16 protein-coding genes and 3 pseudogenes are annotated in these 14,372 nt (G+C 34.1%); 17 read left to right on the top strand and 2 right to left on the bottom strand.

Annotated elements, in window-relative coordinates:
• The first annotated feature begins 83 nt into the window (after positions 1-83).
• A pseudogene (locus tag AC3WVZ_RS13565) lies at positions 84-1,126 on the top strand (SDR family oxidoreductase).
• Between the two features lie 59 nt (positions 1,127-1,185).
• Here the strand turns inward: AC3WVZ_RS13565 and AC3WVZ_RS13560 are convergent.
• On the bottom strand, positions 1,186-1,977 hold the full coding sequence (locus tag AC3WVZ_RS13560; RefSeq protein ID WP_000449122.1) for a DUF4240 domain-containing protein: 792 nt from the start codon (positions 1,975-1,977) through the stop codon (positions 1,186-1,188).
• A 196-nt stretch (positions 1,978-2,173) separates the two neighbouring features.
• Between AC3WVZ_RS13560 and AC3WVZ_RS13555 the strand changes: the two genes are divergently transcribed.
• Both AC3WVZ_RS13555 and AC3WVZ_RS13550 read left to right on the top strand, forming a co-directional pair.
• On the top strand, positions 2,174-2,641 hold the full coding sequence (locus tag AC3WVZ_RS13555; RefSeq protein WP_017674163.1) for an NUDIX hydrolase: 468 nt from the start codon (positions 2,174-2,176) through the stop codon (positions 2,639-2,641).
• Positions 2,642-3,307 carry an alpha/beta hydrolase gene (locus AC3WVZ_RS13550; protein ID WP_121868300.1) on the top strand — a complete coding sequence of 222 codons (666 nt, stop codon included), beginning with the start codon at positions 2,642-2,644 and terminating at the stop codon, positions 3,305-3,307.
• Positions 3,308-3,352: 45 nt separating this feature from the next.
• On the opposite strand, the gene AC3WVZ_RS13545 is transcribed toward AC3WVZ_RS13550, so the two are convergent.
• Positions 3,353-5,296 (bottom strand): elongation factor G, encoded by a 1,944-nt coding sequence (locus AC3WVZ_RS13545; protein ID WP_229175087.1) that lies wholly within the window; start codon positions 5,294-5,296, stop codon positions 3,353-3,355.
• Between the two features lie 265 nt (positions 5,297-5,561).
• Here AC3WVZ_RS13545 and AC3WVZ_RS13540 point away from each other — a divergent pair, with 265 nt between their 5' ends.
• From AC3WVZ_RS13540 to AC3WVZ_RS13475, 14 genes and pseudogenes are all read left to right on the top strand, one after another.
• Positions 5,562-5,990 carry a MarR family winged helix-turn-helix transcriptional regulator gene (locus tag AC3WVZ_RS13540; protein ID WP_000204162.1) on the top strand — a complete coding sequence of 143 codons (429 nt, stop codon included), beginning with the start codon at positions 5,562-5,564 and terminating at the stop codon, positions 5,988-5,990.
• Positions 5,991-6,008: 18 nt separating this feature from the next.
• Positions 6,009-6,647, top strand: coding sequence for a nitroreductase family protein (locus tag AC3WVZ_RS13535; protein ID WP_000185392.1), 639 nt, complete (start codon positions 6,009-6,011; stop codon positions 6,645-6,647).
• Between the two features lie 46 nt (positions 6,648-6,693).
• Complete coding sequence (locus AC3WVZ_RS13530; RefSeq protein ID WP_000583805.1) at positions 6,694-6,987, top strand: putative quinol monooxygenase; 294 nt, start codon at positions 6,694-6,696, stop codon at positions 6,985-6,987.
• 212 nt (positions 6,988-7,199) lie between these two features.
• A complete protein-coding gene (locus AC3WVZ_RS13525) occupies positions 7,200-7,475 on the top strand; it encodes a TIGR04197 family type VII secretion effector (RefSeq protein WP_000503633.1) in 276 nt (91 codons plus the stop codon).
• Between the two features lie 40 nt (positions 7,476-7,515).
• Complete coding sequence (locus AC3WVZ_RS13520; RefSeq protein WP_229175086.1) at positions 7,516-7,878, top strand: DUF3958 family protein; 363 nt, start codon at positions 7,516-7,518, stop codon at positions 7,876-7,878.
• Complete coding sequence (locus AC3WVZ_RS13515) at positions 7,875-9,575, top strand: T7SS effector LXG polymorphic toxin (RefSeq protein WP_233936478.1); 1,701 nt, start codon at positions 7,875-7,877, stop codon at positions 9,573-9,575. Before AC3WVZ_RS13520 ends, AC3WVZ_RS13515 begins: the two co-directional genes overlap by 4 nt.
• Complete coding sequence (locus AC3WVZ_RS13510; protein WP_000409336.1) at positions 9,575-10,033, top strand: hypothetical protein; 459 nt, start codon at positions 9,575-9,577, stop codon at positions 10,031-10,033. Before AC3WVZ_RS13515 ends, AC3WVZ_RS13510 begins: the two co-directional genes overlap by 1 nt.
• 584 nt (positions 10,034-10,617) lie before the next feature.
• Complete coding sequence (locus AC3WVZ_RS13505) at positions 10,618-10,908, top strand: polymorphic toxin type 50 domain-containing protein (RefSeq protein ID WP_059303697.1); 291 nt, start codon at positions 10,618-10,620, stop codon at positions 10,906-10,908.
• A 24-nt stretch (positions 10,909-10,932) separates the two neighbouring features.
• Complete coding sequence (locus AC3WVZ_RS13500) at positions 10,933-11,271, top strand: YxxD family cognate immunity protein YxxD (protein ID WP_000540189.1); 339 nt, start codon at positions 10,933-10,935, stop codon at positions 11,269-11,271.
• Between the two features lie 104 nt (positions 11,272-11,375).
• Complete coding sequence (locus AC3WVZ_RS13495) at positions 11,376-11,654, top strand: RNA 2'-phosphotransferase family protein (RefSeq protein ID WP_000747779.1); 279 nt, start codon at positions 11,376-11,378, stop codon at positions 11,652-11,654.
• A gap of 298 nt (positions 11,655-11,952) precedes the next feature.
• Positions 11,953-12,516, top strand: a pseudogene (locus AC3WVZ_RS13490) (tRNase toxin domain-containing protein); the annotation flags it as partial.
• A 16-nt stretch (positions 12,517-12,532) separates the two neighbouring features.
• On the top strand, positions 12,533-13,030 hold the full coding sequence (locus tag AC3WVZ_RS13485; RefSeq protein WP_000429178.1) for a hypothetical protein: 498 nt from the start codon (positions 12,533-12,535) through the stop codon (positions 13,028-13,030).
• A 266-nt stretch (positions 13,031-13,296) separates the two neighbouring features.
• Positions 13,297-13,791, top strand: a pseudogene (locus AC3WVZ_RS13480) (hypothetical protein); the annotation flags it as partial.
• Positions 13,792-13,811: 20 nt separating this feature from the next.
• Positions 13,812-14,126 carry a hypothetical protein gene (locus AC3WVZ_RS13475; protein ID WP_000350220.1) on the top strand — a complete coding sequence of 105 codons (315 nt, stop codon included), beginning with the start codon at positions 13,812-13,814 and terminating at the stop codon, positions 14,124-14,126.
• Positions 14,127-14,372 lie beyond the last annotated feature (246 nt).

Genomic DNA, 14,372 nt, shown 5'->3' with positions numbered 1-14,372 from the left:
AAATAACAAATCCCCCGTAACTTTTTATGATAGAAATTCGTTTAACAAAAGAAAGGGTTTTTAATGATGAATGGGGGAGAACCATGAAAATTCTAATTCTAGGTGGTACACGTTTTTTAGGAAGAGCATTAGTAGAAGAGGCGAGGCTTTAAAAAGAGGGCATGAAGTTACAATATTTAATCGCGGAACGAACAAAGAAATTTTTCCTGAAGTAGAGCAATTAATCGGTGACAGAAATAACGATGTATCAAGTTTAGAAAATCGAAAATGGGATGTTGTCGTGGATACATGTGGGTTTTCTCCACATCACATTCGGAATATTGGAGATGTCTTAAAAGATAATATAAAACATTATATATTCATCTCAAGCCTTTCCGTATATAAAGATTGGATTCCGCATGACATAAAAGAAGACTATATATTACAACCTGAACCAACGGAAGAGCAAATAAAGGGTGTAGAGAATGGTGAAATATCTCCTTATGAGCATTATGGCGCACTGAAAGTATTATGCGAAAAAGAAGCAGAGAAGTATTGGCCGGGGCGTGTTTTACACGTAAGAGCGGGACTTCTTTCGGGAATGTTTGATTATACGGATCGACTTCCATACTGGATTGGGCGTATAGCAAAGGGAGGAGAAGTGTTAGTTCCAGGAAGAAAAGACCGTCCAGTGCAGATAGTTGATATAAAAGATGTTGCATACTTTGGACTCAACATGGCAGAAAACAATAAAGCAGGTATATTCAATGTAACAGGTCCGAATGATGAATTGACGATGGAAGAGCTATTAAATACGTGTAAAAAGGTTACGAATAGTGATGCTGAATTTGTTTGGGTAGACGAATCGTTTATGAGTGAACATAATGTGCAGCCTTGGACAGAAATGCCTTTGTGGATTCCAGAAACTTTCCCATTAGATGGTGAGACGAAGCCGTGGAGAGGCGGGTTTTCTATTTGTATCGAAAGTGCGGTTAATGAAGGGCTTACTTTTAGAAGAATAGAAGAGACAGTTACAGATGTGTATGAGTGGATGGAGAGTACGGAAGAATGGGAATTAAAAGCAGGTATTTCAGGGGAAAGAGAAAAGGTGTTATTGGATAAGTGGTATGAAAGAAAGAGAGTTTAAATAAGAATCTTGTGAAAAAAGGACTCTGTTTATTGGTTAAACAGAGTCCTAATATGAATCTACCACTCAATCGGTTCTTCCCCATACATCTCCCATAGCTTAGGAAACATCTTTTTTAAACCTTCTTCATCGTCTTCATCCCAGTCAAATTCAAAATCAACATCGTCGAATTCTTCATTAGATAAGACATGGTAAAGTGTAAAGTAAGTATCATCTTCGTCACCAGTTTTTTCTGCATATACAGTGAAACCGAAATATAAAGAAAGTTCTTCTATTTCTGGAACGTCATACTCACTCAAATTTTCTAATACAGGAATTAATCGTTCTGGATCTTCAATACAAGCTTCGTATGTCTCTTTTCCTTGATATAATAACCATCCACGGAAGTAATCAAAAGGATCATCTGAACAGCCACCCATAATAATATAAGCGGCTGCCCATAAACGGGAGGTATAGGAATCTTTTAAAATACGATGCATATGCGTATCAAAAGCAACAATTTCATGTACTGTACGTTTAGCAAGGTGAGAAGTAAGCCATTCTATTTGTTCTTCTTGGTCCTCACCTTTCGTTTTTGCACGAGCGAGTAGTTCCCAAAATTCTTCTTCGGTTATCGTCTTTTCTTTTATGTAATCTTCCCCTTGAATAGGGTCTATATATCCTTTTTTACGTTTGGAAGCAACTAGTTTAGTAGCTTCTTTCATACATTCTTCTTCTGTTTCAAACTCTTTCGCTTTTACACTACCAGCTGTGCCAATTTTTCCGTAAAACACAACGTAGTCTTTTTCTTTCACAACGATTTTCCAAAACTTATTTGATTTCTCAGTTTGCTGGATTAATAACGTTTCCATCCGTACCCCCATAATGTTTTCTAGTGTGCAATGTGATTGTAACATATGTATATATACTTGTAATGATGAAAAACAAAAGTTTGGAAAATTCGAAAATGATTGAATGAAGTGGATAAATTTAGTAACCTTATTCGTACAGTAATTACATAATCGTTTTGTAATAATTAAATATTAATTATATAAGGGGGCATTACGGATGGATCTTACGTTCAAAGTTGAAAAAACATGTTTTAACTACCGCGTCGGAGCAATTTGTAAACATGATAATAAAATACTTATTCTTCAAAACAAAGGGGAAGATTATTGGTATGTACCCGGTGGTAGAGTAAAAATGCTAGAGAATAGTGAAGATGCATTAAAACGAGAGCTTGCGGAAGAGATAGGTGTTCCTATTAAAAGGAAAAGGTTAATATGGTCAGTAGAAAATTTCTTTACACTTTCTGAGCGAAAGTTTCATGAAATTAGTTTTTATTATGAAGTAGAGCTACATGAGTTACCTGCGAGTGGAGCGGATCAATATATTTTGGAAGAAGAGGGTAGAACGTATTTGTTTAGATGGGTGCCAGTAGAAGAACTGCATACATATAACTTACAGCCTGCATTTATAAAAGAGAAAGTAAAGGATGTATCAGTTCACACAGAACATATCGTATTACAAAAGTAAATGTATTCGGAGGGGAAAATGGTGAAGGGAACTAAAAAAGAGGTACATATAAATGACAAAGTAATTTATTACACACATATCGAAAAAGGTTCTAGTACCGTTTGCTTTATGTTTTCAGGTTCAGGATACAATTATGATAAGCCGTTATTTTATTACGCGACGATGTTAATGCTTGAACATAAAATAGATGTTGTACATATTCATTATTCTTATGATGGACAATTAATGAATAAACCAATGGAAGAAGTAACGAAAGTAATGATGGATGATATTAATCCGGTAATAAATGAAGTATTAAAAGATGAGCAATACAACGAGACTATGTTTTTAGGGAAGTCACTCGGAACAATTCCGATTGCAAATGATTTAATGAGGAGAGAAGAATTCGCGCAGTCAAAAATGATACTATTTACACCTTTACTGACGTTTGATACAATTTTTGATTCTATCTTACATAGTCGACACGAAGGGTTTTTAGTTATTGGGGATAAAGATCACCAATACAATGCAGGTCAAATTGATCAGTTATATAAAACGAATTTACAGATTGAAGTTGTCAAAAATGTAAATCATTCTGTAAATGTTGGGGGATATGAAACGGAAAATTCAATTGAGGCTATAGCGAAAATAATAGGAAAACTTAAAGAAGTTGTTAGGACAAACTAACCTATTAATACATGCAAAAGAGGTGCGAATTGCACCTCTTTTACTTTAATAAGCCTTCAAAACATGAAGTAAATAATCCTTACGATTCAGCGGATTATAATCAACACGTTTTCGAGTAGGGAAGGGAGCCATAAGCTTTGTGAAACCAGCTGGCCTCGTTGTAAATATGCCTTCTCCTTCTGTAAATGAATGAAGCATGCGTTTAAAATTCTCTGTTTTCGCAACAGGTAATGATCCTGTTAACTGGTAAGAGTTATTACTTAATATAGGCTCTCTAAAAGTTGCTGGAATAGTAGCAAGTTTATACATTGCGGTACTAATTGCTTGCTTCGGTACAGTTAATTCAAACTCGTTTACTGGTTCATATACATATGTTTCAGCTTTCTTTAAGGCATCCATTAGTACGAGTGGTGTTAAGTTTCTAAAATCACTCGCTGTTGTAACAGGACTAGCATAACCAGTATGTGTTAACGTGACAGAAATGTCCGTAACTTCCCATCCGTATAAACCTTGTTTTAACGTTTGAAATACAGTATCTTCAATTGCTTTATGAAATGCTAAAGGTAGTGAGCCAAGTTCAACGCCTAATTTATATGTTATGCCAGAATTAAGTTCACCACGTTCGACTTTGAATCCAACTGTTGCGTAAAAAGGATTCGCTTTTTCACCCATGACTTCAACGGAATTCCCAATGCCAATTGGTTTCTCCATACATACAACTCGCGTACTTGAAAAAGTAACCTGCAAATTATATTTCTCATAAAGTGTTGTTTCGATAACCTCTTTTTGTACTTCACCGAAAAGGCGAATATAAAGTTCATTATGAATATCATCTTTCCACACTTTAATGAGCGGATCTTCTTCACATAGTTCCATAAGTGCAGCGTATAAATCATGAATTCGTTCTTTTGGTACTGCATTGATGGCTGCTTCCATTTGTGGTTCGGCAAAGTGAGTATCTTTTATATAATCCGTACGTTCACCGATAATATCACCAATTTTAATATCATTCAGTCCCCACACTTTACAAAATTCACTGCTAGGAACGGTAGTAGTTTGAACGGCATCTCCATTATGAAATATGCACATTTTTTTTATCTTTTCCTTATGTGGTAGAGACTCATCGCGCTGTATATCAACATATTTTCTAACATGTAAGCTACCTGAAAAAACTCTTATATACGCAACCTTTTCTCCAGAAGGTTCACGTTCAATTTTAAAAACAACACCAGATAATGGTTCCTCTTGTGCCGATGTAAGAGCTGGCATTAGGGGCGGAAGTTTTTCAAGTATTTCAGTTACTCCTATACCTGTCATTGCTGAACCGAAAAAGATTGGATACACATTTGCTTGCTGTATTTGCTGTTCTAGTTTTTCTCTTAATAGTGCGTCCGGTATTATTTCGTTATTTACATATGATTCAAGTAACGATTCATTAAATGGTGCTAACAGTTCCATACAATCGTCATATGATTTGTATTCAATGATCCGGGCTTCTTTCGTTCCTTCGTTTAGAACAGAGTAGAAGGGGAATGCTTCATTTGAAAGAACCTCTTTTATTTGTTTCATAACTTTTTCAGTGTTTGCGCCACTACGATCAATTTTATTAACGAATAAAATAGTCGGTATGTTTAGTTTCTGTAATGTTCGCATTAAAATTTTTGTTTGTGCTTGCACACCTTCAACGGCAGAGATAACTAAAATCGCACCGTCTAGAACGCGGAATGATCGCTCCACTTCAGCGATAAAATCAGCGTGTCCAGGTGTATCAATGACATTTACTTTTACATCATCAATAAAGAAAGAAACGACAGATGCTTTAATCGTAATGCCGCGTTGTCTTTCTAATTCCATTGAGTCAGTTTGTGTATTACCACTATCTACTCGGCCAATTTCTTTAATCACATTCGTTTCATAAAGAATACGCTCAGTCAAACTCGTCTTGCCAGCGTCTACGTGCGCGACAATCCCTATATTTATTGTTGTCATTTATGAATATCCTCATTTCATTTTCCATTTTCATTTCCTCATTTCTATTTGTGTATTGCCGCATTATCAATCACTCTCCAGTCATTTAAATTATTACTATTATAGTGCAATTAACATTATTTGTAACGCTACAAAGCGCCTTAATTTGGAAAAAATAAAATAAAAACAAAATGCTTGCATTCTAAATCGATATAGATTATATTAATTGACATATCAACTATTGATACATCAAATGTTTTTATTTTGATTGTAAAGGAGGGTTAATTTGACAAGTTCATGCTCAAAAGAAGCGATTATTTTATATAAATTACACTTTCTAAATAAAGAAGTAAGTTCGAAATTTGAAGGGTGTACGGGTATGAGCCAGTCTCGATTAGAGCTTATACTTCAATTATTTGAAGTAGGTGAAATTAGTCAAAAAGCACTTCAGCAAGAAGTGAATATTGATAATGCTGCGATAACAAGGCATTTAAAGCAGCTTGAGGCCAATGAAATGATTGTAAGACGTAAAAATCCAGATGATAACAGAATTACGTTAGTTTCTCTTACTGAAGAGGGGCGAAATAAAATTCAGGCGTTTCAAGAAGAAAAAGAACGTTTTGCAGCATCTGCATTTAAAGGATTAAGTGAGGAAGAACGCGATAATCTTTTAAATATGTTAAATCACATTCAAGAAAATATAAAAGAATTATAAAAAAGGGAGAATACAACTATGACTAACTCAGTAAAAACAAATGATTTTAACGAAATTTTAACAGGACGTCGTTCAATTCGTAAGTACGACCCTTCAGTGAAAATTAGCAAAGAAGAAATGACAGAAATTCTTACAGAAGCAACACTTGCACCATCTTCAGTAAACATGCAACCATGGAGATTCGTAGTGATTGAAAGTGACGAAGCGAAAGCAACACTTGCGCCACTTGCGAAATTCAATCAATCTCAAGTAGAAACGTCTTCAGCAATGATTGCTTTATTTGGTGATTTAAACAACTTTGATAACGCAGAAGAAATTTACGGTACAGCAGTAGAGCGTGGACTTATGCCAGCAGAAGTAAAAGAAGATCAAATGAAAAAACTTTCAGCTTACTTCTCTATGGTTACACCAGAAGTAATGAAAGATACGGTATTAATTGACGGTGGTCTTGTAGCAATGCAATTTATGCTAGCAGCTCGTGCGCACGGTTATGACACTTGTCCAATTGGTGGATTTGAGAAAGATCAAATCGCAGAAGCATTTGGACTAGATAAAGAAAGCTACGTACCAGTTATGTTAATTTCAATCGGGAAAGCTGCAGACAGTGGTTACCAATCAGTACGTCTTCCAATTGACAAAGTTGCTGAGTGGAAGTAATCTAATTAGGTCATAGAAATATATGGAATATGAAAGGGGAAACACCATGATTATTATTCACGCAATATTTCAAGTAGACCCAGCAAAACAACAAGCATTTTTAGAAGAAATTCAGCCACTCATTCATGGTTCAAGAGAAGAAAGTGGAAATGTATCTTATGATTTATATAAAGATACAGAAAAAGAAAGTGTTTATACGATGGTAGAAGTATGGAAAGATGAAGCAGCAGTTGCGAGCCATAATACGAGTGAACACTTCACATCTTTCGTTAGTAAAGCAGCACAATTTTTAACTGCTCCGCTTAATATAAAAGCTTATAATGGAGAATTAGTAAAATAATAAGGTAGAAAAAGATGACTTTAGCATATGGCTGAAGTCATCTTTTTTGTATAAGTAGAATCCATTTTGGACTCAGTTATGTTGATAGATAAGCGTTGCTCGTATCCTCAGTAACAGTGCTGAATTGTATGTTAAATTCGAACATTCGGTTTATTGGGATATTTTTCTGTGGTATAATTTTCTTGTAAATAAAAGGTAGAGAGGAGCAAGTAATGGGAGAATTTCAAAGTAATTTGCATACGGCAACGCAACTTGCAACGAAAATGAGAAATGCTTCAGATAGAATGAAAAGTGCTACTAGTCGCTCTATAAATAAGGCAACGCGTACTACACTATCTGCGAACTTCAAGGCACAAGAAGCAAATCAACAAAATTTACAGATCACGAAACAATTTTGTACTGCTTTTCAACAAACAATTGATAATATCCATTCCGTAGCAAATGAATTTGAGAAAATGGATACCGGACTTCAAAAGACTTTTCAATAATGTAACGGCCTACGTAAAGGGGAAAAGGTAGGGAGAAAAGATGAGTCAAGAAATTGAAATGAGAATCAGTCAATGTAATCAAAAATTACGAAGTATATTTGAAGAGCAAAATGAAAACCGAATTGCGTTGCAAAATCAAGAACGAGCTGAGGCTAGTTTTCATGAATGGAAAAATAGAAGTAATCGTTTATTTAACCGAATACTAGAAACTTGGCACGGCGACAAAGAAGTGTTTCACCTTTTTACGAATATGCGGCAAGAAATCGGACAGTATGAAAGAAAACTTACATTCGAATTAGAAAATGAAAAAGAGACGTTGCTTAAAGAAAAACGGCATCTCAGTGAGAAAGAAAACGACCTTTCCTATGAACAGCAGCAACTACAAAGGGAGGCCAATACATGAGTTTAAACATGTATTTGGGAGAAGTACAAAGTCAAACTCAAAGTATGAACGCTATATGTAATGCTACGATTCAAAGTATGGAACAAGTCATTCAATCTATTGATGCCTTTGCGATAGACACAGTATTACAAGGACAAACATACAGTAGTGCAAAATCCTACCTTGTCCAAACATTTCGGCCATTAGCGCAAGGAATTATATGCTTATGTGAAGAATTAATTCGCCAAAACGAAGCATTTCCAAATGAGTTCCAAGCGAAAGTTGCTTCGACAGATGTGATTGAACAAGAAATAAGAGAACAAATAAGGGGAATTAATCAATCGATTACAAGTATAGAAGCAATAGAAGTACTTACACCAATGCCCGGAGTAGGTGCAATTGTAACGGTATTAGGTGCAATGAGAAAAAAACTGGAAGAAAAACTAGAGCATTTATATGAATTCAATCATTCATCCAGCAACAACTACAGCACCGCCCTCCAATTAGCAGCTAGCATCACAGCCGGACTCTCTGAAGTGCAAAGCGGGAAAGGATTTAGTCCTGTGAGTGGTACGTTTAGTACACAAGGGTTGAATATGGATTGGGTGAGTTCGATTCAGGGGATTATAGAAGAAACAGCTCGAAAAAATGATCAGTCAATTAAAGATATAGAAACAAATAACATAATTGAGAAGAAATCTCCGGTTAGAAATGCTTGGGACGATGCGACAGACAGTATAGTTGGCACGTTTGAAACAGCGAAAAAGATGTGGGAAGCTATTCAAAGAGGATCGGGGAAAGCTATTGGTGATGAAATCGAGTCCGCAATAGCTTTAAGTAATATGGACATAGGAACTTTTATTAATGTAACCTATGCACTTTTCCATTTGGATGAAACTGCAAAAAATATGTGGCATGCATTTTCAAATAAAATAAAACGAGATATGATAGAGGGAGATGCAGAGAGTCGTACAGAATTGACTACCTATGGATTAACACAAATAGCTACCACAATATTAGGCGATAGGGCAATAAATAAAGTAGGCCATATCACAAAAGGAGCAAAAGCATCAAGTGGAGTAAGTACATTTGCTAATGCGGTAAAACTAGCAAAAGAATTGAAGCCTACGCTTGAAATGTTACAATCATTTAAGAGAGAGGCTTCCTATGCACTCTCTAGTGTTGGTGGAACTATCGTAACCAAAATACCTCAAGGCGAATTAATGGAAGCTTATTATAAGTTTGCGAAGTCTAAAGATGGTGGTAAGGGTACAGGTGAAACACTATCTAAAAAGAAATCAATACCGGACTTTGTGAAAAAGCAATGGGAAGCAGGGAATAGATTTAATAAGGAAAATCGTCCTCGATATCCTTATAATGAAGTAGAGTTAGAGGCAAAGGAAATCAATGGGAAGAAATATGTTGTAGATTCTTATATTCCGGGTGAAGAAATTGTCTCGAGGAAATTTACCCAATTGGCTGAAGTAAAAGAAAAGACGGCATTAAGTTATCTAAGTGAGTTTACTAAAAAGTATTCTTCCGGTTCAGAAATTTCTTCAGGTAAATTTAATCCTAATGCTTTAAAAGGTGGTCGACTAGATGGAGAGTTAATTTTGGAAATCCCTGTACAAACAAAGCCAGTTCCACAAAAAATTATTGAAGAGGCGAATGAGAAAGGGATTATTATTCGTGATATTAATGGGAAGGTGTATAATTAATGGAAATTTATTATTGTGATAAGTGGTCTAATATAAAAAAGAAGCCTTGGAATATTATTGATGAGAATGCAGCCAAGACACTTCATGAAAATCGTCATTCTTATACTGCTGTTCTTAGTGATGGAGAGCAGCCAAAGTATTTAGTAAATGTCACTGAGAAATGGGTATCGGTAAGTTTTTTGGATGATTTTCTTCGTAAATATTTACACTACGATTTTATTGTTAAAGAAGATAATAGACTATTCCTAAGGACAATAATGTATTGGGAATATGACGGGGATACACAGTTAAAAAGTATGATTTTGGGGTATCAAGAAAATGGTCATATTGCTATGGAGCAAAAAGATTCTAAAACTGGAGAAGTAGAAGAGCGAGAGACAAAAGATGATGTATCTAGAAATTGGGATACATTCCCTGAGTTTGGCCAATACTTATATTTGTGCAAAGAAGAGAGATAATTCTTTTGAATATAAGAACAATAACTAGGCGAGATAGCTATTAGTGAGCTAAGAATATAAATAAATGGAATAAACATGAAACTAATGAATTCCTAAGTTTTAAAGATATTGTAAAGTTAATTGAAAATCCCCTCAAATGATCCTACTTAATAAGCAGATGAACTTAAAGCACTTGATTGCCGACTAAAAGCAACAAGTGCTTTTTATTTCGGAATTACAATATTTGGTGAATTATATATCCAAAAATACCAAAACAAAAGTTTCAAATGATGAAGTGCTTCCACAATTCTCTTTCATGATATGAAGAAGTTTTCAACGACTGGATTATCGTAGCAGAAGTAGGAACTGGTGGGTTAGCATCACCAATTGTTATTCCATTAGATATAGCAGCAACAGCTACTGGGGCAAGTCTTTTTGTACATGGTGGATTTGTTTGGAATAAATCGATTCAAAATACTAAGGATACTCTTCAAAAAATCCAGTCTTCTGGTGGAGGTAAGGGTGCGAGTAATCGAATACCTTCTTATGGAAAAGATTCTGTACCTAAAGGCCCATACCGTGAAGTAAATGGTTATCCAATAAAAGTGAAAGCAGGAGCTCAAGAAAAGCATATTCCTGATACACCGAACTATAAACAAGAATTAGCAAATGGAAAAAATAAGAGCATTTTCTATGGCGATAATAAAATAGCGCAAGAATTGCTTGATAAGTTCGCCGGGAAAGGTGAACTATTAAAAAACGGTAGAGAAAGAGTAGACTTTGGTGAGCCAATAGGAAAATATTATGACCGCAATACTGGTGAATACTATGAGACTACTAAAGGGTTGATCCATTATGGAAAAGATGGCGCTCATATAGTACCATCAAGACCATAAAAATCATAAGAAAAGAGGATGCAAATGGGGTACGATTCTTTAATTGGAACATTAATAAATTATGAACATAGTGACATGATACTAGAATGGAAAAGTGGATTGAGGATTATTGGAGAACTAGATACAGTTTTTGAAACAGACAATGGACTAGATGAGGATGATATAAATTATACAGAATATGATGCAGCTGTATTTAGAGTAAATAATATTTTATCTCGACCTAATACAAACGAAGGTACTGTATATAATTGGTTAAAACAAGAAAAAAGTTCATTGGTTGAAATTTCTCTCTATGATGATCCGCCAAGTGCAGTGTTTTTAACTGACGGAAAAAGAGTATGGGAAAGAAAAATGTGTAAATAATAGGTGGCATTTAAACTGTTACCTTATTAGTCAAATTAGATCTAGTTAATTTTGATATATGGTTTTTAAAGGAATCAGAACAGGCTACTAACATATACTCTGGTATGAAGAAAAGATATCCTAATCGTAAGCTGATTCCTTTTGCTAAAAGAGTTGATAATGATGATACTGCATGTTTTGAAATCGGCAAAGGAAGTAAAGTTCAACTTATTCATGATTTTGCTTCTGAAGGCTTTGAACAAAGAAAAGATAAGCATCCTATTATTTTAGAAGTTAATACTGAAAAAGCTAGAGAAGAAGGCGTTAAATTTTATTTAGGAAATGAAAAAGTTTGGTTAGCAGATGAGATTCCTAGTGAGTTTATCGCAATTAATAAGAATTAATTGAATCTATTCTACTAGATTATGACGGCAGGAAAAATTTTTTCTTTAAGATATATATTTGAATGAACCACGTTATCTGTCTTAAAATAAACAAATAAATGGCGAGTTACTTATGGAAAATAATCAACAAGAGAGACTTCACATTTGAGGTCTCTTTTGTTGATTTCAATTGAAAATTATTATTTGAGCGAATGCACTTTCGTACCTTGCATTTCACAGGCACATAGGCTTTAATTGATGCTATATAGTATGTTTTTCAATGTCAAAAAACATTAGAAAAACAGGGCAATATTATTAAATAGCCGGGTCCATTGTAGAAATGTTTGAAGCTATTTCGTTCATAGGCGGATCTAATTTCTTAACTATCGTCGCAGAAGTAGGAACTGGTGGGTTAGCATCACCAATTGTTATTCCATTAGATATAGCAGCAACAGCTGCTGGGGCTAGTCTTTTTGCGCATGGTGGATTTGTTTGGAATAAATCGATTCAAAATGCTAAGGATACTCTTCAAAAAATCCAGTCTTCTGGTGGAGGTAAGGGTACAGGTGATTTTGTTAAAGTTAATAATGAAACTATAATAAATACTGCAACTTCTCCTAAAAAGGGTGGAGAAACTGTTGTAGGTCATGCTTTACAAAAACATGCAGGAAGAAATCCAGATATTTGGGGGGAAGTTAAAGGTGGCCCTGACCAAATAAACCAAACTGCATTGAAACACCTTAAAGAAATAATGGATGGACCAGGAGGATTTATAAAAATTAAAAGTCCTAAAGGAATAGAGTTTTTGGAGAAAAAACTACCAGATGGACGTGGAGTTCGATTGAACCTTGATGGAACTTTTAAAGGGTTTATTGATCAGTGAAAGAGGGGGATTGTAAGTGGAAAATTTAGAGATTATATTAAGAGATTTTAATAAGAGAAGTATTGATAAGTTAATTTACGACGAACTTAAATTAAATATATTAAAAATTAAATCATCACATTTTTATGATAATATTTTAGAAAAAGATTTGGATTTTTCTCAAGTGAAAAAAATGGAAGAGATTTTAACACCGAAAGGCACAGGAAATGTATGTTTAGAAGAATTACAACTAGGTATTTCATTAAAAAATGTAGTAATAGTATTTTCATTTGATGAACAGGATGGTGATATTGTATTTAACTTTCCTGAAAATGAAATATTAAAGGATGAGAGGAATGATAATAAGTTAAGGTTAAAAAAGTTAGTGCATTATCTAGTTAATTTGAAAAAAGAGTATGATATTCCAAACGTAATAATTGGTTATGAACCTGCAACGGATGAGGATACTTTGCTAATAGAAATTAATGATAAAGTAAAAAATTATGACAAAAAAATAGAGGGAATATTTTCTTGATTTATGAGCCTTAAGGTATATGCCTTGGGGTTTTTTTAGTAACTTTGAATAAATTAGAAAATGAAGGTTTAACTTTACTGAAAGATAATTAACTCGTATGAACTTAAAGCAATTGATTGCTGATAAAAAGAAATAAGTACTTTTTATTTTGAGATTACAATATTTAGTAAGATGAATTATATATCCAAAAATATCAAAACAAAAGTTTCGAATGATGAAGTGCTTCCACAACTCTCTTTCATGATATGAAGAAGTTTTTAATGCCTGGGATTATCGCAAAAGGAGCAAAAGCATCAAGTGGAGTAAGTACAATTGCTAATGCAGTAACACTAGCAAAAGAATTGAAGCCTACGCTTGAAATGTTACAATCATTTAAGAGAGAGGCTTCCTATGCACTCTCTAGTGTTGGTGGAACTATTGTAACCAAAATACCTCAAGGCGAATTAATAGAAGCTTATTATAAGTTTGCGAAGTCTAAAGAAGGTGGATTCAGTAATGGAAATAGTCGGGCTAACAAGGTTAATATACTCGAAAGTAGCATTAAACATTCAAATGTAGGTGACTTTACAACACATCCTAAAACAGGAGATATTTCAAAAATGAAGGGTGGAGGACATGGACAAAGTAATATTGAATTTTTGGAAAAAAATAATGTAGATTATAATATAAATAAAGTATACGAAAACGGTGTTAGGGTTGGAGTTATAAAAACAAATGGAGAGATAGGGACTATTTTTCCAGATGCGACTAAACAACCGTAGATAGAGTTTGGAGGATTAATATGGATATAGCAAATAAAATGGAAGTTATATTAAATGAAAGAAAAAAATTAAATTTGAATGATGACTATGGGATACAAAAAAGTTGGAATGAAATAATAGAAGTTCTCTCAGAAAATGAGGAAAATACTATAAGATATTTAGAGAACTGTAGTAAAGAAGAGTTATATTGGATAAGTGAAGTTTTGGAAGATATAGTAGAAATTATACAAAGTAAAGAACTAATTAATTGCTTAAGAAAATTAGATGGAAAATTTCCAGAATTAGAAATGACAAATGATATTGATATTGCAGAAAGTTATATAGAAAATCCTTAAATTAAAGGAATAGTTGGTGTGCTTAAGTATAGAACCATGGGATATAATGATACTTTCTTGAAATTCATAGATCATGATGGTTGTACCATCATAGATTATTATGTGCAATGATAGAATAGAAAACGAGGTACGAGCTTAGGCGAGATGACATTTTACTGTACGACGAATATTAAAGACTTGGAATGGGAAAAAATTCACAAATTTATGCTACTTAAAAACATATGAACTTAAAGCACTTGGTTGTCT

It is taken from the genome of Bacillus sp. CPT56D-587-MTF (genome assembly GCF_058792335.1).
This window is presented reverse-complemented; position numbering and strand designations above follow the sequence as displayed.